The organism is Streptomyces sp. CB01249 (genome assembly GCF_001905735.1).
Classification (GTDB): domain Bacteria; phylum Actinomycetota; class Actinomycetes; order Streptomycetales; family Streptomycetaceae; genus Streptomyces.
This window is the reverse complement of sequence record NZ_LISW01000003.1, coordinates 752,989-773,677: the sequence shown is the minus strand read 5'-3', so window position 1 is coordinate 773,677 and position 20,689 is coordinate 752,989. Positions and strand designations below refer to the sequence as shown.

Annotated in this window: 24 protein-coding genes and 1 tRNA gene; 16 read left to right on the top strand and 9 right to left on the bottom strand. The window is 69.1% G+C overall.

All coding sequences use genetic code 11. From position 1 onward, the window contains the following. Positions 1 to 8: 8 nt before the first annotated feature. On the bottom strand, positions 9 to 485 hold the full coding sequence (locus AMK18_RS19175) for an SsgA family sporulation/cell division regulator (RefSeq protein WP_018100761.1): 477 nt from the start codon (positions 483 to 485) through the stop codon (positions 9 to 11). A 208-nt stretch (positions 486 to 693) separates the two neighbouring features. On the opposite strand from AMK18_RS19175, the gene AMK18_RS19170 reads away from it, so the two are divergent. Beyond that, positions 694 to 1,740, top strand: a complete 1,047-nt coding sequence (locus tag AMK18_RS19170) for an RDD family protein (RefSeq protein ID WP_073863685.1) — start codon at positions 694 to 696, stop codon at positions 1,738 to 1,740. Between the two features lie 76 nt (positions 1,741 to 1,816). Next, the gene (locus AMK18_RS19165; RefSeq protein ID WP_018100759.1) at positions 1,817 to 2,482 is read left to right on the top strand and encodes an RDD family protein; all 666 of its coding nucleotides are present in this window, start codon (positions 1,817 to 1,819) and stop codon (positions 2,480 to 2,482) included. On the opposite strand, the gene AMK18_RS19160 is transcribed toward AMK18_RS19165, so the two are convergent. Further along, positions 2,475 to 2,762: a hypothetical protein gene (locus tag AMK18_RS19160; protein ID WP_073863684.1), complete on the bottom strand. Its 288-nt coding sequence runs from the start codon at positions 2,760 to 2,762 to the stop codon at positions 2,475 to 2,477. The genes AMK18_RS19165 and AMK18_RS19160 overlap by 8 nt on opposite strands. Before the next feature lie 369 nt (positions 2,763 to 3,131). Here AMK18_RS19160 and AMK18_RS19155 point away from each other — a divergent pair, with 369 nt between their 5' ends. Together AMK18_RS19155 and AMK18_RS19150 are read left to right on the top strand one after the other, a co-directional pair. Then, positions 3,132 to 5,528 carry an immune inhibitor A domain-containing protein gene (locus AMK18_RS19155; RefSeq protein ID WP_198957032.1) on the top strand — a complete coding sequence of 799 codons (2,397 nt, stop codon included), beginning with the start codon at positions 3,132 to 3,134 and terminating at the stop codon, positions 5,526 to 5,528. A gap of 124 nt (positions 5,529 to 5,652) precedes the next feature. Then, entirely contained in the window at positions 5,653 to 5,991 is a 339-nt protein-coding gene (locus AMK18_RS19150) for a hypothetical protein (RefSeq protein WP_198957031.1), read from the top strand. A 5-nt stretch (positions 5,992 to 5,996) separates the two neighbouring features. Here AMK18_RS19150 and AMK18_RS19145 read toward each other — a convergent pair whose 3' ends face one another. Then, on the bottom strand, positions 5,997 to 6,581 hold the full coding sequence (locus tag AMK18_RS19145) for an isochorismatase family protein (protein ID WP_073863682.1): 585 nt from the start codon (positions 6,579 to 6,581) through the stop codon (positions 5,997 to 5,999). Positions 6,582 to 6,681: 100 nt separating this feature from the next. Then, the gene (locus tag AMK18_RS19140; protein WP_020207343.1) at positions 6,682 to 8,010 is read right to left on the bottom strand and encodes a nicotinate phosphoribosyltransferase; all 1,329 of its coding nucleotides are present in this window, start codon (positions 8,008 to 8,010) and stop codon (positions 6,682 to 6,684) included. Positions 8,011 to 8,100: 90 nt separating this feature from the next. Here AMK18_RS19140 and clpS point away from each other — a divergent pair, with 90 nt between their 5' ends. The 8 genes from clpS (at position 8,101) to AMK18_RS19105 (ending at position 13,956) form a co-directional block, all read left to right on the top strand. Continuing rightward, a complete protein-coding gene (gene clpS, locus AMK18_RS19135) occupies positions 8,101 to 8,415 on the top strand; it encodes an ATP-dependent Clp protease adapter ClpS (RefSeq protein WP_018105607.1) in 315 nt (104 codons plus the stop codon). A 45-nt stretch (positions 8,416 to 8,460) separates the two neighbouring features. After that, the gene (locus AMK18_RS19130; protein ID WP_018105608.1) at positions 8,461 to 9,045 is read left to right on the top strand and encodes a DUF2017 domain-containing protein; all 585 of its coding nucleotides are present in this window, start codon (positions 8,461 to 8,463) and stop codon (positions 9,043 to 9,045) included. A gap of 317 nt (positions 9,046 to 9,362) precedes the next feature. Beyond that, complete coding sequence (locus tag AMK18_RS19125) at positions 9,363 to 10,811, top strand: amino acid permease (protein ID WP_018105609.1); 1,449 nt, start codon at positions 9,363 to 9,365, stop codon at positions 10,809 to 10,811. Between the two features lie 91 nt (positions 10,812 to 10,902). Continuing rightward, positions 10,903 to 11,334 (top strand): Mov34/MPN/PAD-1 family protein, encoded by a 432-nt coding sequence (locus AMK18_RS19120; protein ID WP_018105610.1) that lies wholly within the window; start codon positions 10,903 to 10,905, stop codon positions 11,332 to 11,334. Positions 11,335 to 11,457: 123 nt separating this feature from the next. Beyond that, a complete protein-coding gene (locus AMK18_RS35515; RefSeq protein ID WP_020207342.1) occupies positions 11,458 to 11,583 on the top strand; it encodes a putative leader peptide in 126 nt (41 codons plus the stop codon). A gap of 126 nt (positions 11,584 to 11,709) precedes the next feature. Beyond that, positions 11,710 to 11,988, top strand: a complete 279-nt coding sequence (locus AMK18_RS19115) for a MoaD/ThiS family protein (RefSeq protein ID WP_018105612.1) — start codon at positions 11,710 to 11,712, stop codon at positions 11,986 to 11,988. Next, positions 11,988 to 12,938, top strand: coding sequence for a PLP-dependent cysteine synthase family protein (locus AMK18_RS19110; protein ID WP_073863681.1), 951 nt, complete (start codon positions 11,988 to 11,990; stop codon positions 12,936 to 12,938). The genes AMK18_RS19115 and AMK18_RS19110 overlap by 1 nt, the downstream gene beginning before the upstream one ends. 265 nt (positions 12,939 to 13,203) lie before the next feature. Continuing rightward, positions 13,204 to 13,956, top strand: coding sequence for an MBL fold metallo-hydrolase (locus tag AMK18_RS19105; RefSeq protein WP_073863680.1), 753 nt, complete (start codon positions 13,204 to 13,206; stop codon positions 13,954 to 13,956). A 77-nt stretch (positions 13,957 to 14,033) separates the two neighbouring features. Here AMK18_RS19105 and AMK18_RS19100 read toward each other — a convergent pair whose 3' ends face one another. Beyond that, positions 14,034 to 15,281: a PTS transporter subunit EIIC gene (locus tag AMK18_RS19100; RefSeq protein ID WP_018105615.1), complete on the bottom strand. Its 1,248-nt coding sequence runs from the start codon at positions 15,279 to 15,281 to the stop codon at positions 14,034 to 14,036. Between the two features lie 264 nt (positions 15,282 to 15,545). Beyond that, positions 15,546 to 16,805 (bottom strand): PTS transporter subunit EIIC, encoded by a 1,260-nt coding sequence (locus AMK18_RS19095; RefSeq protein WP_018105616.1) that lies wholly within the window; start codon positions 16,803 to 16,805, stop codon positions 15,546 to 15,548. A 222-nt stretch (positions 16,806 to 17,027) separates the two neighbouring features. Between AMK18_RS19095 and AMK18_RS19090 the strand changes: the two genes are divergently transcribed. From AMK18_RS19090 to rdgB, 4 genes are all read left to right on the top strand, one after another. Beyond that, positions 17,028 to 17,261, top strand: coding sequence for a glucose PTS transporter subunit EIIB (locus AMK18_RS19090; protein WP_018105617.1), 234 nt, complete (start codon positions 17,028 to 17,030; stop codon positions 17,259 to 17,261). Positions 17,262 to 17,359: 98 nt separating this feature from the next. Continuing rightward, the gene (gene rph, locus AMK18_RS19085) at positions 17,360 to 18,097 is read left to right on the top strand and encodes a ribonuclease PH (RefSeq protein ID WP_018105618.1); all 738 of its coding nucleotides are present in this window, start codon (positions 17,360 to 17,362) and stop codon (positions 18,095 to 18,097) included. A 124-nt stretch (positions 18,098 to 18,221) separates the two neighbouring features. After that, positions 18,222 to 18,614: a hypothetical protein gene (locus AMK18_RS19080; RefSeq protein WP_018105619.1), complete on the top strand. Its 393-nt coding sequence runs from the start codon at positions 18,222 to 18,224 to the stop codon at positions 18,612 to 18,614. A gap of 32 nt (positions 18,615 to 18,646) precedes the next feature. Continuing rightward, on the top strand, positions 18,647 to 19,249 hold the full coding sequence (gene rdgB / locus AMK18_RS19075) for an RdgB/HAM1 family non-canonical purine NTP pyrophosphatase (protein ID WP_018105622.1): 603 nt from the start codon (positions 18,647 to 18,649) through the stop codon (positions 19,247 to 19,249). Positions 19,250 to 19,308: 59 nt separating this feature from the next. On the opposite strand, the gene AMK18_RS19070 is transcribed toward rdgB, so the two are convergent. From AMK18_RS19070 to AMK18_RS19060, 3 genes are all read right to left on the bottom strand, one after another. After that, positions 19,309 to 19,392, bottom strand: a tRNA-Leu gene (locus tag AMK18_RS19070). A gap of 47 nt (positions 19,393 to 19,439) precedes the next feature. Beyond that, positions 19,440 to 19,919 (bottom strand): HNH endonuclease signature motif containing protein, encoded by a 480-nt coding sequence (locus AMK18_RS19065; protein WP_073863679.1) that lies wholly within the window; start codon positions 19,917 to 19,919, stop codon positions 19,440 to 19,442. Beyond that, complete coding sequence (locus AMK18_RS19060; protein ID WP_073863678.1) at positions 19,916 to 20,572, bottom strand: HNH endonuclease signature motif containing protein; 657 nt, start codon at positions 20,570 to 20,572, stop codon at positions 19,916 to 19,918. The genes AMK18_RS19065 and AMK18_RS19060 overlap by 4 nt, the downstream gene beginning before the upstream one ends. Between the last annotated feature and the right edge of the window lie 117 nt (positions 20,573 to 20,689).

Sequence of the window (20,689 nt, the reverse complement as noted above, 5' to 3'; positions counted from 1 at the left end):
CGCGCTCCTCAATTCTCCCCGTCCTGCGACTCGTCCGACGGCCACGGGTCGCTCATCCACAGATCGTCGGCCGGCAGCGGCGCGAGGAGTTCGGCCAGCCCCTCGTCGATGCCGAGCCGTGCGGTCTCCGTACCCGGCGGCACCACGCGCAGCGTCCGCTCCACCCAGACCGCGACGGCCGCGGACGGCACTTCGAGGAGCGCGTTGCCGTCCGGGGACGTCAGCGCCACGCAGATGACGTGGTTCCCGTCCACCTTGGTGGGCCAGATCCGCACGTCCCCCTGCCCGCACGGCCGGAACACCCCCTCCACCAGCAGATCCCGGGCGAACGTCCAGTACACCGGCGCGTCCGAGGTGATGTGGAAGGTGATGTGCACCGCGTACGGGTCCTCCGTGCGGTACGTCAGCCTGGCGGGTACGGGGATGCTCCGCTCGGGCGACAGGACCAGCTTGAGCTCCAGCTCGCGCTCCACGATGGTGTGCATGACGGCGTCCTTCCGTTGTCCGGGGCCGGTCCCACGACCGGCCCGCACAGGTGAGAGCGCCCTCCACGCCATCCATTACGCGACTTCGAGAAAAAAGTTCTCGTGACCGGAAAGTGGGCCAAACATCCGGACCGGCCCGGGAGTACGTGCCCGTCTGGTAGATGTGGACCCCTGTATTGAGGCCGCGAAGAGATACGGGACCACGGTGATGAGCGCCCCAACCCCGGCACCCGGTGACGAGAGCCCCCGCGAGGGGTACTACCCCGACCCGTCCATCCCCGGTTACGTCCGCTACTGGAACGGCGGCGCCTGGGTGCCCGGCACCAGCCGCCCCGCCCCGAAGCAGGAGGAGCCGGCGGTGGTCGAGGAGACCGGGCCGGTGTTCCTGGACGAGGAGGGCCCCGAGGACGGCCGCCCCGAACCCGCCACCGCCTGGCAGGCCGACGCCTCCCACCAGTCCGGCTTCGCCGGGGACCGCGTCTCCTGGGGCGGCCCGGAGGCCCCAGAGCCCCCGGCACCCGAAGCCGCGACGCCCCCCGCGCAGAGGGTTCCGTCCTCAAGCGCCGGACGGGCTGGGTTGCCACAGGCTGAGGTTCAACGAGCCGGACTTTCCGAGCTCGTTCAGCCGAATCAAGCCCGTCCGGCGATTGAGGACGGAATCGGTGAGCCGGACCCGGCTGAAGGCACGTTGACCCTCCGCACGCGCCCCGCACCGGAAATCCCGTGGAGGCCCCCCGCCAACGACCCCTTCGGGGATCTCGCCGCGCGGACCGAGGGCCGCCCCGCCCCGCTGGGCAAGCGGTTCGTCGCGCGGCTCATCGACACCGTCGTGCTGGGCGCGCTCACCACCGCGGCCGCCGTGCCGCTCACCGGCCGCGCCGTGGACCACATCGACGGGAAGATCGACGCGGCCCGGCAGACCGGAGAGACGGTCACCGTCTGGCTGTTGGACTCCACCACGGCCGCGCTGGGCGGCGCGCTGCTCGGCGTGTTCCTCGTGCTGGGCGTCCTCCTCGACGCGCTGCCGACCGCCAAGTGGGGCCGTACGCTCGGCAAGAAGCTGTGCGGCATCGACGTACGGGACATCGAGTCCCACGAGACCCCCGGCTTCGGTGCCGCGCTGCGCCGGTGGCTGGTGTACGGGGTGCTGGGCATCCTGGTCGTCGGGATCGCCGACGTGCTGTGGTGCCTGGTGGACCGGCCGTGGCGCCAGTGCTGGCACGACAAGGCGGCCCGGACCTTCGTCGCGGGCTGACACCATCCGCCGAACGGCGTCCCCCGAACGCACCTGAGCCGTTGCGGGGGCCCGGGCCCCGCGATGCACTGCCCCCATGAGCAACGATCAGCCGCCGCCCGGTCAGCCGCCCGAGGACGACCCGTTCAGGAAGCAGCCGCCCGGGGACCAGCCGCCGCCGTCGTCCGGCTCGCCCTACGGCAGCGCACCGCCGCCGCCACCGCCGTACGACCCGGGACCCTACGGGGGAGGCGGTCCGTACGGCGGTGCGGACCCGCTGGCGGGGATGCCGCCGCTCGCCGAGCCCGGCAAGCGCATCCTGGCCCGGCTGATCGACTTCCTGATCATCTCGATCCCGCTGTATCTGATCTCGCTGCCGTGGGGCGGCGCGGTCGAGGTGTCGGACAGCAACGGCAACGACGACGTCAGCGACGTCTTCGCCCAGACCTACAGCGGGCATCAGCTGCTCTGGTCGCTGATCGGGCTCGTCTGCTACGTCGCGTACGACACGTACTTCACGCACAAGGACGGCCGCACGCTCGGCAAGCGGCTGCTGAAGCTGCGGGTCGCGATGCTCAACGACGGCAGGGTGCCGGACACCGGCGCGGCGTTCCTGCGGGCCGTGGTGCTGTGGCTGCCGGCGCTGCTGTGCTGCCCGTGCCTGTGGTGGCTGATCAACATCGTGCTGATGTTCACGGACAAGCCCTACCGGCAGGGGCTCCAGGACAAGGCGGCCAAGACGGTGGTGGTCACCGTCAACTGAGGTTCGAGGCGGAAACGCGCGAACGGTCCTCGTCGCGGGCGGCGGGTGCGGTGCCACGGTGTGCGGACACCGGGGCACGCGTCCCCGCCGTCTTCGCCGTGTACCGGCGGGACGTCGCGGGTACGGTGACGGACACCGCGAGTCCGAGAGCGAGCGCGACCGTCCCGACGACTGCGATTCCGATGCCCGAACTGGTGCGGAACAGCAGCAACATGGCCAGGGTCGAGAAGACGACGGTGACCGAACCGTAGGAGAGCTGTGCGGCAGTAGGACGCGGCATGGCGTTTTCCGTCCTCGGGACGTCGGATGGGCGGTCTCTCAACACGGTCGCGCTGTCAAGCGACTCTATGACGGTGGATGCCCTGGAGGAACGGGTGGTAAGCGTAACCTAACCCACAGTACCGGTGCATGGGGGGCGCACGGAGTCATCCCCCGCGCCCTCGCGGCGGGTTGACGCGCCGGTGGGTCGCGAACGTCACGTCCGCATAGCGGAACGGTGCTCCTGCATAGTGCACTTGCTCCGTTCAAGTCAAGGTCTGTCTTTTCTTCCGTAACTCCGGTCGAATGTCGTCACTTGTGACGCGTTTCCGCGCGCGGCCTCTCCACACTCCCGGGCCGTCGCCGCGGGCGCCGGGGAGGACTGCATCACGTGATCATTAAGAGACGGGCGCTTCGGACCGGAGCGGTTGTCGTGGCCATGGCCGCGACCGCCGCGACCGCATCCGCCTTCGCCACCGCTCAGGCAGATGACCAGGCGTCAAGCACCGCTGCCTCGATCGACCGCCGGGACCCGGGGTCGGCCAAGGGCAACGAGCACGACCTGGAAGGCCCGTACAGCAAGCAGCAGGCCGAACAGCGCCAGGCTGCCCTGGAGCAGGTCATATCCGGCGACAAGAAGGTTTCGTCGCGCGGAGGTTCCAAGGTCGTCAAGCTCGACAGCAACAAGTACGTCGAGCTCGGCCGTGAGAAGACCGACAAGATCTTCACCGTGCTGGTGGAGTTCGGCGACAAGGTCGACGACACGACCATGTACGACCCGGACGGCGCGGGCCCCAAGCCCCCCGTCAAGAAGTACGGCGGCACGCCGGGCCCGCTGCACAACAAGATAGCCAAGCCGGACCCGAAGAAGGACAACAGCACCGCCTGGCAGGCCGACTACAACCAGGCCCACTTCCAGGAGCTGTACTTCGGCACGGGTGCGGGCAAGCACTCCCTGAAGACGTACTACGAGAAGACCTCGTCCGGCCGTTACTCGGTCGACGGTGAGGTCTCCGACTGGGTCAAGGTCCCCTACAACGAGGCGCGCTACGGCTCGAACTACTGCGGTTCGACCAACTGCGCCAACGCCTGGGACATGATCAAGGACGGCGTCAACGCCTGGGCCGCGGACCAGAAGGCCAAGGGCCGTACGCCGGAGCAGATCAAGACGGACCTGGCGCAGTACGACCAGTGGGACCGCTACGACTACGACAACGACGGCAACTTCAACGAGCCCGACGGCTACATCGATCACTTCCAGATCGTGCACGCGGGTGAGGACGAGTCGGCCGGCGGCGGCGTCGAGGGCACCAACGCCATCTGGGCGCACCGCTGGTACGCGTACGGCACCAACGCCGGCGCCACCGGCCCGGCCGACAACAAGGCCGGCGGCACCGAGATCGGCGACACCGGCATCTGGGTCGGCGACTACACCGCGCAGCCCGAGAACGGCGGCCTGGGCGTCTTCGCCCACGAGTACGGCCACGACCTCGGTCTCCCGGACCTCTACGACACGACCAACACCGCCGAGAACTCGGTCGGTTTCTGGTCGCTGATGTCGGCGGGCTCCTGGCTCGGCACCGGCAAGGACAGCATCGGGGACATGCCCGGTGACATGACCGCCTGGGACAAGCTCCAGCTGGGCTGGCTGAACTACGCCGAGGCCAAGGCCGCGACGAAGTCCACCCACAAGCTGGGCGTGTCCGAGTACAACACCAAGGACAAGCAGGCGCTCGTCGTCGAGCTGCCGAAGAAGCCGGTCACCACCGCCGTCACGACGCCCGCCGAGGGCGCCAAGCAGTGGTGGAGCGACATGGGCGACAACCTCAGCAACACGCTGTCGCGCCCGGTCGACCTCACCGGCAAGTCCAAGGCCTCCCTGGACCTCCAGGGCTGGTGGGACATCGAGAAGGACTACGACTACCTCTACACCGAGGTGTCCACCAACGGCGGCACCAGCTGGACCGCGATCGACGGCACCGCCGACGGTCAGCCGATCCCGCGCGACGCCAGTGACAAGCCGGCCCTGACCGACGTCTCCGGCAAGTACCAGAAGCTGTCGTTCCCGCTGGACGCCTACGCGGGCCAGAAGATCGACATCCGCTTCCGTTACGCCACCGACGGCGGCGCGGGCGGCGTGGGCTTCGCGGCCGACACCATCTCGGTGACCGCCGACGGCACCGCGCTCTTCTCGGACAACGCCGAGGGCGACGACAACGGCTGGACCAGCAAGGGCTTCTCGCGGGTCGGCAAGTCGTTCGAGAAGGACTACCCGCAGTACTACCTCGCGGAGAACCGCCAGTACGTCAGCTACGACGAGACGCTGAAGACGGGCCCGTACAACTTCGGGTTCTCCACCACGCGTCCGGACTGGGTCGAGCACTTCCCGTACCAGAACGGCCTGCTGGTCTGGCTGTGGGACACCTCCCAGAAGGACAACAACGTCTCGCAGCACCCGGGCCAGGGCCTGATCCTGCCGGTGGACGCGCACGCCAAGCCGCTGAAGTGGGCGAACGGCACGGTCATCCGCAACAAGATCCAGCCCTTCGACGCGCCGTTCAGCTGGTACCCGACGGACGGCTTCACGCTGCACCTGGCCGACCAGGCCGTGAAGATCAAGCCGCAGCTCGGCGTCCCGGCCTTCGACGACCACAAGGGCACCTACTGGTACAAGGAGAACCCGACCGGAAGCGTCAAGGTTCCTGACACCAACACCAAGATCACGATCGTCAGCGAGCCGCTCAGTGGCGACACGATGACCGTCCAGGTCGGTGCCTCGAAGAAGTAAAACAGCATCACCGCAGGTCAAAGCATGATCGGCCGTCGCCCTCTAGCGGGCGGCGGCCGATCGTGTTTAGGTGCCTCTGTTCACTTTCTTATTGACACGATGTCTCACGGGGGAGCTCGTACGCATGGCAGGCGGAGGATTCAGCAAGTTGCCGAACGGCAGTGTGGTCGTCGCGATCACCCTGCCGGCCCCGGCGGACGGCCCCGGTCCGGGCGCCCCCGTCCGGGTCCTGGTGCACGCGGCGAACCGGCCCCGCGCCCTGACCCGGCTGCGGAACCTGGGCCTGCGCGCCGTCTATCTGAGGGGCAACGCCGAGCCCCCCACCCCGGACGAGATCACCGCCGTCCTGCACCACCCTGACGGCGTCCTGTGGCGCGCGAGACCCGGCTGCGCGCAGGAGCTCTGGCACCCCATCCGCGCCCTGCTGAACCCGGCACCGGCGGTCCCGGCCGGTCGGGGTTAGGGCTCTCAGACGACCGGCTTGCCGGTCAGCGTCACGCCCGCGTCGCGCAGCTCGGTCAGCGCCCGCTCCGTCGTCGCCTCGGCGACGCCCGCGGTCAGGTCCAGCAGCACCTGCGTGGCGAAGCCCTCGCGGGCGGCGTCCAGCGCGGTCGCGCGTACGCAGTGGTCGGTCGCGATGCCGACCACGTCGACCTCGCGGACGTCCCGCTCGCGCAGCCACGCGGCGAGCCCGGTGCCGTTCTCGTCCAGCCCCTCGAAGCCGCTGTACGCCGCCGCGTGGGCGCCCTTGTCGAACACCGTGTCGATGGCCCCGGAGGCGACCGCGGGGGCGAAATTGGGGTGGAAGCCCACGCCCTCGGTCCCGGCCACGCAGTGCGGCGGCCAGGAGTGCTCGAAGTCGGGGGTCGCCGAGAAGTGGTCCCCGGGATCGATGTGGTGGTCCCGGGTGGCCACCACGTACCGGTAGGCGGGCCGGCTCTCGCCGATCAGGTCGGTGATGGCGGCGGCGACATCGGCACCCCCCGCCACGGCGAGGCTCCCGCCCTCACAGAAGTCGTTCTGAACGTCCACGACGATCAAGGCGCGGTGCATGGTGGCTGTCCTTCGGGGAGTGGGGGAGCGGTACGGGGATGGCTTCGAGCCTAGAGTTTCCTCCGAGGCAATCAAGCCCGGCAGGGCCTCGGGCGCCCCGTCACACGTACTCGGTGGGAATGACCGCCTCGCCGCGCGACAACTGCATCGCCGACAACGGCAGCCCCGCCCGCGCCGCGACATGCCGTTCACGCGCCGCGTCCAGCGGCTCCCGCGCGACCACCTCGCCGCCCCGGACCAGCTCCACCAGCAGCTGCCGGTCGGCCAGCTCCGCCGGGACCGGCCCGGTGCCGATCACCTCGGCCTCGGCCACGCCCTCCTCGTCCAGCCGGCGGGCCGCCCACTTGCGGCCGCCCTTCGAGGACTTCGCGCCCATCGACTTCTTCGCGACCGGTCGCAGCTCGTCGGCCGGGTCGCCGGACCCCGCGCGGGCGACGAGCTTGTAGACCATCGAGCACGTCGGGTGCCCGCTGCCCGTGACGAGCTGCGTGCCCACCCCGTACGCGTCCACCGGCGCGGCGGCCAGCGAGGCGATGGCGTACTCGTCCAGGTCCGAGGTCACCACGATCTTCGTCCCGGTGGCGCCCAGCTCGTCCAGCTGCTGGCGCACCCGGTGCGCGACGAGCAGCAGATCGCCCGAGTCGATCCGTACCGCACCCAGCTCCGGACCGGCGATCTCGACCGCCGTACGGACCGCCTCGGCCACGTCGTACGTGTCCACCAGCAGCGTCGTGCCGCGCCCCAGCGAGTCCACCTGCGCCCGGAACGCGTCCCGCTCCGAGTCGTGCAGCAGGGTGAAGGCGTGGGCGCTCGTGCCGACCGTCGGGATGTTGTAGCGGAAGCCGGCCGCCAGGTCCGATGTGGTGTCGAAGCCGCCGATGTACGCCGCACGGGCCGAGGCCACCGCCGACAGCTCGTGCGTGCGGCGCGCGCCCATCTCGATGAGCCGCCGCCCGCCCGCCGCCGCCGACATCCGGGAGGCCGCCGCGGCGATCGCCGAGTCGTGGTTGAGGATCGAGAGGATCACCGTCTCCAGGAGCACGCACTCGGCGAACGAGCCCTCCACCCGCAGGACCGGCGAGCCCGGGAAGTACACCTCGCCCTCCGGGTAGCCCCAGATGTCGCCGCCGAACCGGTAGTCCGCCAGGTAGTCCAGCGTCGGCCCGTCCACGATCGCCTGGTCGCGCAGGAAGCCGAGCATCTCCTCGTCGAAGTGGAAGTTCTCCACCGCGTCCAGGACCCGCCCGGTGCCCGCGACGACGCCGTAGCGCCGCCCCTCCGGCAGCCGGCGCGTGAACGCCTCGAAGACCGAGCGCCGTCCGGCCGTCCCGGCCTTCAGCGCGGCCTGCACCATCGTCAGCTCGTACTGGTCGGTGAAGAGCGCTGTCGACGGCACGCCGACCCGTCGCCCGAGGTCCGCAGAGTTCATGCCGGGGATGCTACCCCTATTTCGTCAGAGTGACGAGATGGGGGTCCCGGGGTGGGGCCGTTTGTGCGAGGGACCCCTGCGAGTGGCAGCATGGGACAGGTGAGCGTCGCCCCTACAGAGATCACACGTCCCGAATCGGCCGAGGACCAGCTCGTCGTCCCCGAGCCCGACGTCCCCTGGGTGACGCTGGTCCACAACGACCCGGTCAACCTCATGAGCTATGTGACCTATGTGTTCCAGGCGTACTTCGGCTACTCCAAGGACAAGGCGCACAAGCTGATGCTCGACGTCCACCAGAAGGGCCGCGCCGTCGTCTCCAGCGGCAGCCGCGAGGAGATGGAACGCGACGTCCAGGCCATGCACGGCTACGGGCTGTGGGCCACGCTCACCCAGGACCGCAACTAAAACGCACGGCCCCCCGCACCGCCCGACCATCATCGGAGAGAACCCATGGCCGGCCACTTCGAGGCCACTCCCGGCGGCGGCGCGGCCGTCGCGCTCGACGAGGTGGAGATCGCGATCCTGCGCTCCCTCGCCGTCCAGCTGCTCGAACTCATCGGTCCCGGCGACGAGCCCGCCGAGGGCGAGGACCCGCTCGCCGCGCTCTTCGCCGAGGGGCCCAGCGAGCCGCCCACCGATCCGGCCCTGGCCCGCCTCTTCCCCGAGGCGTACGGCGACAAGGACGACGAACTGCGCGCCGCGTCCGCCGAGTTCCGCCGCTTCACCGAGAACGACCTGCGCACCCGCAAGCGCGAGGACGCGCTCGTCGTCGTCCGCACGCTGGACGCCCTGACTCCTGCGGGCGACGGGGCGGCCGTGCTCACCCTCACCGCTGACGAGTGCCGGAACTGGCTCGGCTCGCTCAACGACCTCCGGCTCACCATCGGCACCCGCCTGGAGGTCGGCGAGGAGGAAGAGGACGAGGGCAGCTCGCTCTACCGGCTCCCGGACAGCGACCCCCGAAAGCCCATGGTCATGGCCTATCTCTGGCTCGGCGCGCTCCAGGAAACCCTGGTCGAGACCCTGATGCCGTGACCCCGGGTGCCCGCCCGGTCACGGTGTTCGCTCAACGGACACTCAAATCCGAATAACGATCGCGTCACCTGAACGGTCTTTTTTGCAGCGCCCGTTCCGCCTTGTCCGCTTTTACTTGTGGTGTGCGCCACAAATCGTCCGCCGGATCGCCGTCACGCCCGTGATAAATCTTCACGACCACCCGGGAACGCCACCCCTGTTCCCGGGTAGGCGCTATCAGCCGGTAACCACCGGCGGCACTCCATCCGTATCCGGGGGGATCAGGACCTGATCCGTGGCCGAAAGGCGCGGATCGGCGTGGAGAAAGGCGCAACCACATGACATCGGCGCAGATCGACGACAAGGGGCCCGACGGCCCGCACGCCGCAGCCGCGGATGCCAGCACTTCCGCCGAGGGCTACCAGAGAGCACTCGGCGCCCGCCAGATCCAGATGATCGCGATCGGCGGGGCCATCGGCACCGGGCTCTTCCTCGGCGCCGGAAAGGCCATCGCCAAGGCCGGACCCAGCCTCATCCTGGCCTACGCCATCGCGGGCCTGGTCATCTTCTTCATCATGCGCGCACTCGGCGAACTCCTCATGTACCGCCCGGTCTCGGGCTCGTTCTCGGAGTACGCGCGCGAATTCATCGGCCCCTTCGCGGGCTACGTCACCGGCTGGACGTACTGGCTCTTCTGGGTCGTCACCGGAATCACCGAAGTCACCGCGGCCGCCCAGTACATGACGTTCTGGTTCGACATTCCGCAATGGGTCTCGGCCCTGGTCTTCACGTTCATTCTGTACGGCGTGAACCTCATCTCCGTAAAACTCTTCGGAGAGCTGGAGTTCTGGTTCTCGATGGTCAAGGTCACCGCCATCGTCGGCATGATCCTCATCTGCGCCGGAATCCTCACCCTCGGCTTCTCGGACGCCGGGGACACCGCGAGCGTCACCCATCTGTGGTCCGACGGCGGCTTCTTCCCGCACGGCATCAAGGGCACCCTGATGACCCTGCAGATCGTGATGTTCGCCTTCCTCGCCGTCGAACTCGTCGGCGTCACCGCGGGTGAGTCCAAGGACCCCAAGACCGTCCTGCCCAAGGCCATCAACACCGTGCCCTGGCGCATCGCCGTCTTCTACGTCGGCGCGCTCATCATGATCCTCTCGGTGGTGCCCTGGACCGAGTTCTCGCCCGGCGTCTCCCCGTTCGTGGAGGCCTTCAAGAAGATGGGCCTCGGCGTCGGCGCCGGAATCGTCAACTTCGTCGTCCTCACCGCCGCGCTCTCCTCCTGCAACTCCGGGATGTACTCCACCGGCCGCATGCTGCGCGACCTCGCGCTCAACGGCCAGGGCCCGAAGTTCTTCACCCGGCTGACCCGCAGCGGCACCCCGCTCATCGGCACCACGTTCTCCGCCGCGCTCATGCTCGTCGGCGTGTGGGTCAACTACCAGTGGCCCGGCGACGCCTTCACCTACGTCGTCTCCTTCGCCACGATCTCCGGCATGTGGGCCTGGATCATGATCCTGATCAGCCAGATCCGCTACCGCCGCCTCGCGGACCGCGGACTGCTCCCGCAGTCCTCGTTCCGGGCCCCCGGAGCCCCGTACACCAGCGGCTTCGCGCTCGCGTTCATCGCCGTGGTCATCGTCATGATGGGCATCGACAAGGACACCAGGATCTCGCTCTACTGCGCCCCGCTGTGGGCCCTGATCCTCGGCGTCTCGTACCTGGTCCTGAAGTCCAGGAACCCGGAGGGCAAGGCCTTCGCGGAGCGCGTCAAGCGCTGAGGCGTACGCCCCGACCAGCGGCGTTTCACGATGCGGGCCCCCGCGTACCACTCCTCGGTACGCGGGGGCCCGTCGTCCTATCCTGGGCGCCATGCTGACCATCACCCAGACGCTGTACGACCAGATCGTCGCGCACGCCCGCGCCGACCACCCCGACGAGGCGTGCGGCGTCGTCGCCGGACCCGCCGGCAGCGGCCGCCCCGAGCGCTACATCCCCATGCTCAACGCCGCGCGCTCGCCCACGTTCTACGAGTTCGACTCGGCCGACCTGCTCAAGCTGTACCGCGAGATGGACGACCGCGACGAGGAGCCGGTGATCGTCTACCACTCGCACACGGCGACCGAGGCGTACCCCTCGCGCACCGACGTCACGTACGCCAACGAGCCCGGCGCCCACTACGTGCTGGTCTCCACCGCGGACACCGACGAGGCGGGCCCCTTCCAGTTCCGCTCGTACCGGATCGTGGACGGCGAGATCACCGAGGAGGAGGTCCGGGTCGTGGAGGCGTACCCGGCGGCCTGACCACCCCGGCAGCGGTGCGACAGGGCCGCGCGCACCCCGGCCCTGTCCACCCCTCGAACGCCGACCATCCACCAGGTGAGATCACACTCCGAATCCCCGACCGGGAATCGATACGATGACCGCATGGTTCCCCATGACGTGAGTGACAAGACGCCGGGCTCGCTGCTCGTGGCGCGCCTGCACGTCGACCTGTGCCGCCTCTCCAGCGCGATCTGTACGAACCACCGGTCCGCCGGCCGCACGGCCTGAGCGGGCCGGACCCGGGCGCCGCCGACCGGCCGGGCGCCCACCGCACCACGTACCGACCCCGCGCGGGGGCAGAGCCGCACGCCCCACGCCCACCGCCACCACTCCGCTTCGACAGGAGCCCACGCCATGGCCATCGAGGTCCGCATCCCGACCATCCTCCGCACCTACACCGACGGCGCCAAGGCCGTCGAGGGCCAGGGGGACACCCTCGCCGACCTCTTCACGGACCTGGAGAGCCGCCACACCGGCATCCGGGAGCGGATCGTGGACGGCGACCAGCTGCGCCGCTTCGTCAACGTCTACCTGAACGACGAGGACGTCCGCTTCCTGGACGGCATCTCCACCAAGCTCAGCGACGGCGACAGCATCACCATCCTCCCGGCCGTCGCCGGCGGCATGAACTGATGCGCTTCGACAGCCCGCTCGCCGCGGTGGGCAACACCCCGCTCGTCCGCCTGCCGCGGCTGTCACCCTCGGACGACGTCCGCATCTGGGCCAAGCTGGAGGACCGCAACCCCACCGGCTCGATCAAGGACCGCCCCGCGCTCCACATGGTCGAGCAGGCAGAGAAGGACGGCCGGCTCACCCCCGGCTGCACGATCCTGGAGCCCACCAGCGGCAACACCGGCATCTCGCTCGCGATGGCGGCCAAGCTCAAGGGCTACCGCATCGTGTGCGTGATGCCGGAGAACACCTCCCAGGAGCGGCGCGACCTGCTCGCCATGTGGGGCGCCGAGATCATCTCCTCCCCGGCGGCGGGCGGCTCCAACACCGCGGTCCGCGTCGCCAAGGAGCTCTCGGCCGAGCACCCGGACTGGGTCATGCTCTACCAGTACGGCAACCCGGACAACGCGGGCGCGCACTACGCGACGACCGGTCCGGAGATCCTCGCCGACCTCCCGTCGGTCACCCACTTCGTGGCGGGGCTCGGCACGACGGGGACCCTGATGGGCGTCGGCCGCTACCTGCGGGAGCACGTCGAGGGCGTCAAGATCGTCGCCGCCGAGCCGCGCTACGACGACCTCGTCTACGGGCTGCGCAACCTGGACGAGGGCTTCGTCCCCGAGCTGTACGACGCGTCGGTCCTGACCACGCGCTTCTCGGTCGGCTCCGCCGACGCGGTGACGCGCACCCGCGAACTCCTCCAGCAGGAGGGGATCTTCGCGGGCGTCTCCACGGGGGCGGCGTTGCACGCCGCGATCGGGGTGGGCAATAAGGCGGTGAAGGCCGGGGAGACCGCGGACATCGTGTTCGTCGTGGCCGACGGGGGCTGGAAGTACCTGTCCACGGGCGTGTACACCGCACCGACCACGGAGGCGGCGATCGCCACGCTCCAGGGCCAGCTCTGGGCGTAACCGCGTGTCCCCCGGAGGGGCTGGATGTGGCTGCGGCCATTTCCAGCCCCTCCGGCGTTTGAGGAGCGGGGTCCGGGGCGGGCCCCGGTTTCGGGAAGGGGCGGGGAGGGCAACGCCACCCGAACCGGTGACAGCGCAGGTGAGTTCCCCCACAACGAGCCACCCCGAAGGAGCGACCCGCTCTTTCGCGCCTTACGCTCAACAAACCGCACCGCGAGAACCGCACGAACCCTCCCCGTTCCCACGTCTCGGAGGTTCACGCTCCATGAAGCTCACCGTCGTCGGCTGCTCCGGCTCGTTCCCCTCCGCGGGATCGGCATGCTCGAGCTACCTCGTAGAGGCCGACGGCTTCAGGCTGCTCCTCGACATGGGCAACGGCGCCCTCGGCGAGCTGCAGCGCCACGTCGGTCTCTACGACCTCGACGCCATCTTCCTCAGCCATCTGCACGCGGACCACTGCATCGACATGTGCGCGTACTTCGTCGTCCGGTACTACCCGCACGGCGGCGAGCGTCCCGCCCGCATCCCGGTCTACGGACCCGAGGGCACCGAGCAGCGGCTCACCACCGCGCACGCGGACACCCCGTCCGACCACGCGATGAGCGAGGTCTTCGACTTCCACACGCTGAAGCCGGGCTGGTTCGAGATCGGCCCCTTCTCGGTGCGTACGGAGAAGCTCCGGCACCCCGTGGACACGTACGGCATCCGCATCGAGCACGGCGGCTCCTCGCTCACGTACTCCGGCGACACCGGCACCTGCGAGGCCCTGGACGAGCTGGCCGAGGGCACGGACCTCTTCCTCTGCGAGGCGTCCTTCGTGCACGGCAAGGAGGACATCCCGGACCTCCACCTCAACGGCCGCGAGGCCGGCGAGCTGGCCGCCCGGGCGGGCGTCGGCCGCCTGGTGCTCACGCACATCCCGCCGTGGACCGACGCCGAGCAGAACCTCACCGACGCCCGCGAGGTCTTCACCGGCCCGACGGAGCTCGCGGCGCCGGGCGCGGTGTACGCGCTCTGAGCGGTGCGCCCGTACGCGTACGACGAAGCCCTCACCTTCCGCCGGGAAGGTGAGGGCTTCGAGCTGTCGGGCCGGACCTACTTGGTCAGGTCCTCGACCTCTTCCTCGGGCTCGCGGCCCGGGGTGGTGAGGTTGAACTTGACGATCGCGAAGCGGAAGACCACGTAGTAGATCACCGCGAAGACCAGACCGATCGGGATGATCAGCCACGGCTTGGTCGCCAGGTTCCAGTTCAGCGCGTAGTCGATGAAGCCGGCCGAGAAGGTGAACCCGGCGTGGACGCCCAGCGCCCAGGTGACGGCCATCGAGATCGCGGTGAGGACCGCGTGGATCGCGTACAGCAGCGGCGCGATGAACATGAACGAGAACTCGATCGGCTCGGTCACACCGGTGACGAACGAGGTCAGGGCCAGGGAGACCATCATGCCCATGACGGCCTTGCGGCGCTCGGGGCGGGCGGAGTGCGCGATGGCGATGGCGGCGGCCGGGAGACCGAACATCATGATCGGGAAGAAGCCCGACATGAACTGACCGGCGGTCGGGTCGTGGGCGAAGAAGCGGTTCAGGTCGCCGTGCACGACCGCACCGGTGGCGTCCGTGAAGTCACCGATCTGGAACCACGAGACCGTGTTGACGAACTGGTGCATGCCGACGGGGATCAGCGCGCGGTTGATCAGACCGAAGAGGCCGGCACCGACGGAGCCGAGACCGGTCATCCACTCGCCGAAGTTGGATATGCCGTCACCGATCGGCTCCCAGACCAGGCCGAAGAAGACACCGAAGACCACGCCGACGAAGGCCATGATGATCGGGACGAGACGGCGGCCGTTGAAGAAGCCGAGCCAGTCCACCAGCTTGGTGCGGTGGAACTTCTGCCACAGGATCGCGGAGACGAGACCCATCAGGATGCCGCCGAGGACACCCGGGTTGTTGTACGTGGCTGCCGTGTCCGCGCCCTTCTGGATCACCGCTTCGGTGACCGGGAAGGCCTTGAGCACGTTGCTGTACACCAGGAAGCCGACCAGCGCCGCGAGGGCGGTCGAGCCGTCCGACTTCTTGGCGAAGCCGATGGCGACACCGATGCAGAAGAGCATCGGAAGGTTGTCGAAGACCGCGCCGCCGGCCGTGGCGAACACGGACGCGACCTTGTGCCAGCCCAGCCCGTCGTCACCGAAGACGTCCGGCTGGCCGAGGCGGAGCAGGATGCCGGCGGCCGGCAGCACCGCGATCGGCAGCTGCAGGCTGCGACCCACCTTCTGCAGGCCCTGGAACAGGCCGGAGCCCCGCTTCTTCGCGGGGGCCGCCGTAGCGGTGGCCGTACTCATCAACTTCCTCCAGTAAGCAAGGCGCCGCCGGGGACAGGGGGTTTTGGGTGGGCGACGACTCGAGAAACGTGAGGCGCGCGGCTTCACGTGGTCTGGACCACTGAGTGGTGTAGACCAGTTGTAGCACGGTGAGGGATAGATAAGGAACCTGCAATTTGCGACTACTTCGCAGCAGCTCTCGCATACGCACCGTGACATGCGAAAAGCCCCCGGACCGCATGGTCCGGGGGCCGCGCTCACAAGGTCAGTGACCTTGCATAAAGCCTACTTCGTGAGGTTCCTCTCGATGTCCTCCTCCACCTCCTCGGGCTCCCGCCCGGGTGTCGGAAGGTTGAACTTCGTGATCGCGAACCGGAAGATCACGTAGTAGACGACCGCGAAGCAGGCGCCGATGGGCAGGATCAGCCATGGCTTCGTATCCAGGTGCCAGTTGACGACGTAGTCGATCAGCCCCGCCGAGAAGCTGAACCCCGCGTGCACGCCCAGCGCCCAGGTGATGCCCATCGACGCACCGGTCAGCAGCGCGTGCACCCCGTACAGCAGCGGTGCGACGAAGAGGAACGAGAACTCCAGCGGCTCCGTCACGCCCGTGACGAACGACGTCAGCGCGACCGACAGCATCAGGCCGGCCACCTCCTTGCGCCGCTCCGGCCGTGCGGTGTGCGCGATGGCCAGCGCGGCTGCCGGCAGCCCGAACATCATGATCGGGAAGAAGCCCGAGGTGAACTGGCCGGCCGACGGGTCCCCGGCGAAGAACCGGGAGATGTCGCCCTGGACCGTGCCGCCGTCGCTGCCGGTGTACTCACCCGCCTGGAACCAGAAGAACGTGTTCAGGAACTGGTGCATGCCGATCGGGATCAGCAGCCGGTTGGCGAAACCGAAGATGGCCGCGCCCCAGGCGCCGAGATTGATCAGCTGCTTGGCGAACCAGGTCAGCGCGTCGCCCACCGGCTGCCACAGCAGGCCGAACAGCACGCCCAGGATCACGCAGAGGAACGCCATCAGGATCGGGACGAGCCGGCGGCCGTTGAAGAAGCCGAGCCAGTCGACCAGCTTCGTCCGGTGGTAGCGCTGCCAGACCACGGCCGTCAGCAGCCCGATGATGATGCCGCCCAGCACCCCCGGGTTCTGCGGCACCCCGTCCGGGACGTCCTTGGTCACCGAACCGTCCACCGGGAACGCCGTCAGCACCCCCCGGTAGACCAGGAAGCCGACCACGGCCGCGAGTGCGGTCGAGCCGTCCGCCTTCTTCGCGAAGCCGATCGCGACGCCGATGCAGAACAGCAGCGGCAGGCCCAGTTCGCCGTCGAGGATCGCGGTTCCGCCGTTGAGCAGGACCTTCGCGAACTTGTCCCAGAAGCGTCCGTGCAGGGAGGAGTCGAAGAGATTGCCGAGGCTGACCAGCAGGCCCGCCGCGGGCAGGACGGCCACCGGCAGCTGCAGGCTGCGGCCGACCTTCTGCAGGCCCTGGACCGGCCCGTTCCACCACTTCCGCTGCGGTAGCGCGGCCGCGTTCGAACTCATCGGCATCCTCCCGGAACACGCCTGGTTTGGCGGTCGTCGCATACTGGTGTAGACCAGTCGCGATACGGTGCGGAGCCCGGCCGGAAGGCGGGGCGCCGGTGATCGTCATCATTGGGGACCGTGCGGTTGCCCGCCCGAGAAGTTGGGCCAACCGTGCGTTACCGTGACGAAACGGACCCAGGGTGGGCCGTCGCACGCACATGAGGAACCAGGGAGAAGGCCATGGCCAGCAAGGCTGAGAAGATCGTCGCCGGGCTCGGCGGAATCGAGAACATCGAAGAGGTCGAGGGCTGCATCACGCGCCTGCGCACCGAGGTCGTCGACCCGAGCAAGGTGGACGAAGCCGCGCTCAAGGCGGCCGGCGCGCACGGCGTCGTCAAGATGGGCACCGCGATCCAGGTCGTCATCGGCACCGACGCGGACCCGATCGCGGCCGACATCGAAGACATGATGTGACCACCGCCTGAACCCGCGCCCGCAGGCCCCGCCCACCCGGACGGGGCCTGCGGCGCATCCGGAAACCTGGGCCCCCGTCACCCGATAGGCTCGGCGCCATGTCTCGTATCGACGGCCGCACCGCCGACCAGCTCCGTCCCGTCACCATCGAACGCGGATGGAGCAAGCACGCCGAGGGTTCCGTGCTGATCTCCTTCGGCGACACCAAAGTCTTCTGCACCGCCTCCGTCACCGAAGGCGTACCGCGCTGGCGCAAGGGCAGCGGCGAGGGCTGGGTCACGGCCGAGTACTCGATGCTGCCCCGGTCCACCAACACCCGTGGCGACCGCGAGTCCGTACGCGGCAAGATCGGCGGCCGGACCCACGAGATCAGCCGGCTCATCGGCCGCTCCCTGCGCGCCGTCATCGACTACAAGGCGCTCGGCGAGAACACGATCGTCCTGGACTGCGACGTCCTCCAGGCCGACGGCGGCACCCGCACCGCCGCCATCACCGGCGCGTACGTCGCCCTCGCCGACGCGGTCGCCTGGGCCCAGGGCAAGAAGATCATCAAGCACGGCCGCAAGCCGCTGACCGGCACCGTCGCCGCCATCAGCGTCGGCATCGTGGACGGCACGCCGCTCCTCGACCTCTGCTACGAGGAGGACGTCCGCGCCGAGACCGACATGAACGTCGTCTGCACCGGCGACGGCCGCTTCGTGGAGGTCCAGGGCACCGCCGAGGCCGAGCCCTTCGACCGTACGGAGCTCAACGCGCTGCTCGACCTCGCCACCGCCGGCTGCGTCGACCTCGCCAAGCTCCAGAACGAGGCGCTGGCCACCACGCTCGGCGCCTGAGACGGCGAAGCCGAGAAGGTAAAGAGGCAACCAAGTCCCGCCCAGCGGCGTCGATACGCATACGGGCGCACGGGTCGAACCGTGCGCCCGTCCGCGTATCCGCATCCCGGGGAGGGACCACACCATGGCCGCGCGCCACCGGCTCCACCGCACCGCACTGGCCGTCACCGCCGTACTGATCACCGCCACCGCGGCGGCGGGCTGCGGCGCCCTCGACAAGACGCTCGACTGCGTCCGCACCGCCGACGCCATCGCCACCAGCGTCGACAACCTCCGCCAGGCCGTGTCCAACGCCTCCAGCGACCCCACCCAGGCGTCCGAGGCCCTGGACCAGATCCAGGAGGAGCTGGGCAACCTCGGCGACAAGACGGACGACGCCGACCTCTCCAAGGCCGTGGACGACCTCCGCTCCGGCGTCACCAACGTCCGCGACGCCATCGACAAGGGCGACGCCACCCCGGACATCTCCCCGGTCACCGACGCCGCCGGCGAGATCGCCAAGGTCTGCACGCCGTGAGCCGGTGGGGCGGGTCCGGCGATACTGGATGCATGACCCGCCTCATCCTCGCCACCCGCAACGCCGGGAAGATCACCGAACTCCACGCGATCCTCGCCGACGCGGGCCTCACGCATGAGCTCGTCGGCGCCGACGCGTATCCGGAGGTCCCCGACGTCAAGGAGACCGGCGTCACCTTCGCCGAGAACGCCCTGCTCAAGGCCCACGCCCTCGCGCAGGCCACCGGTCACCCCGCGATCGCCGACGACTCCGGCCTCTGCGTGGACGTCCTCGGCGGCGCCCCCGGCATCTTCTCGGCCCGCTGGGCCGGCACCCACGGCAACGACCGCGCCAACCTGGACCTGCTCCTGGCCCAGCTCGGCGACATCTCCGACCCCCATCGCGGGGCCTACTTCGCCTGCGCGGCGGCCCTCGCCCTCCCGGACGGCACGGAACGCGTGGTCGAGGGCCGCCTGACGGGCACCCTCCGCCACACCCCGGCCGGCGCCTACGGCTTCGGCTACGACCCGATCCTCCAGCCGGACGGTGAGACGCGCACGTGCGCGGAACTGACCCCGGCCGAAAAGAACGCGATCAGCCACCGCGGCAAGGCGTTCCGGGCGCTGGTGCCGGTGGTACGGGAGCTGGTGGGCTGACCTGCCCCGGACGCGCGAACGGCCTGCACATCGAAGCTTCGATGTGCAGGCCGTTTCGGTGCGGCGGAAGGGATTCGAACCCTCAAGCCGTTTCACGGGCCACAGATCCTAAGTCTGCTGTGTCGCCATTGCACCACCGCCGCTGGTCGCCTGCCATGTTACCGGCCGGGCCACCGCGCAGGTAGGCGCCTCAACTCGATCTCGTTCCGCGTGCGCCGCCCCGGCACCACGTGGAGGTGACCGCATGACAGTTCGGGCACAGCAGTCGCAGGTTCTCGGCCCGGTCGTCGTGCCAGTCGCCGTTGATGTGATCGATTTCGAGTGTCAGGCGCGCGCCCTGCCAGTGCGGGCTTGTTCCGCACGACGCGCAGACCTCGGGCACGCCCGTCTCGGCCAGAGCGCGGCGCAGCAACATCGTTTTCGTCCGTCTCGGACGGGCGTGCTTCACGAGGATCTCTGCGGCTGGCTTGAGAGGCGTCGGACCAGGTCGTCCCCGCTGGTGCCGCTGACCGAGAAAGTGTGAGGTCGAAAGCCCGCACTCACCGATCCACTCCCGCACCAGCGCTCGCTGGCGTGAGTTGTCCGGCCGGTCCAGCTTGCGGAGCAGCTCGGCGATGGACCGCGAGCTTTCCACCGCTTCGTGGAGCGCGGAGGTCGCTCTGTTGCTCATACGGCATCGGCCTCAGCTCGACGCTTCTTCCCGCGGCCTCGGTAGGTGTCCGTGGCGGAGTGGCAGTTGGGGCACAACAGCCGCAGATTCTCCGGCCGGTTGTCACGCCAGCTGCCGTTGATGTGATCGACCTCCAGAGGGAGGGGCAAACCTAGCCAAGTCGGCTCGGTGGTGCAGACAGCGCACCTTTCCGCGGTGCCGCATGCGAGCATCGCGGCCTTCAGCCGGGCACCGGGAATGCGGCGGGCGTGCGGCGACTCGTCCCTGACGAGGAGTTGCTGAGGTGTGCGACGTCGTTGCTTGAAGCCGGCTCGCGAGGGCTGGGCGAAGTGGGAGGTGTCCAGGCCGTACGCCTTGATGCGGCGGCTGATATTCGTGTGGTGTCCGCCGACGAGTTCAAGGCCGAGTCGCCTCAGGACCTCGTGCACGCTCTCCGACGCGGCTACGACGGGTTCGAGGATCTCTTTCGTCCAGCGGGCGCCCTCGCGCTCGAAGTGACTGGTGTCCACCCCGAGCTTTCGCATGCGTTCCCGCAGGTAAGCCCGGGTGCTGCTTCCGGGGGCGACGCCGAGTCTGCGCAAGGTCTCGGACAAGGTCCGGGATCGGGCTGCGGCATCCGAAAGCCGCTCGTGTGTGTACGGACTCCTCGGCATGATTCCCCTCCGCATCCGGCCGCCCGTTCGCGGCCTCGTACGGAGTAACGAACCGACTATTGGAGCGTCACGTCCGATATCCGACAAGATGCGGAACGGCCCGCACCGCTTCGTGGG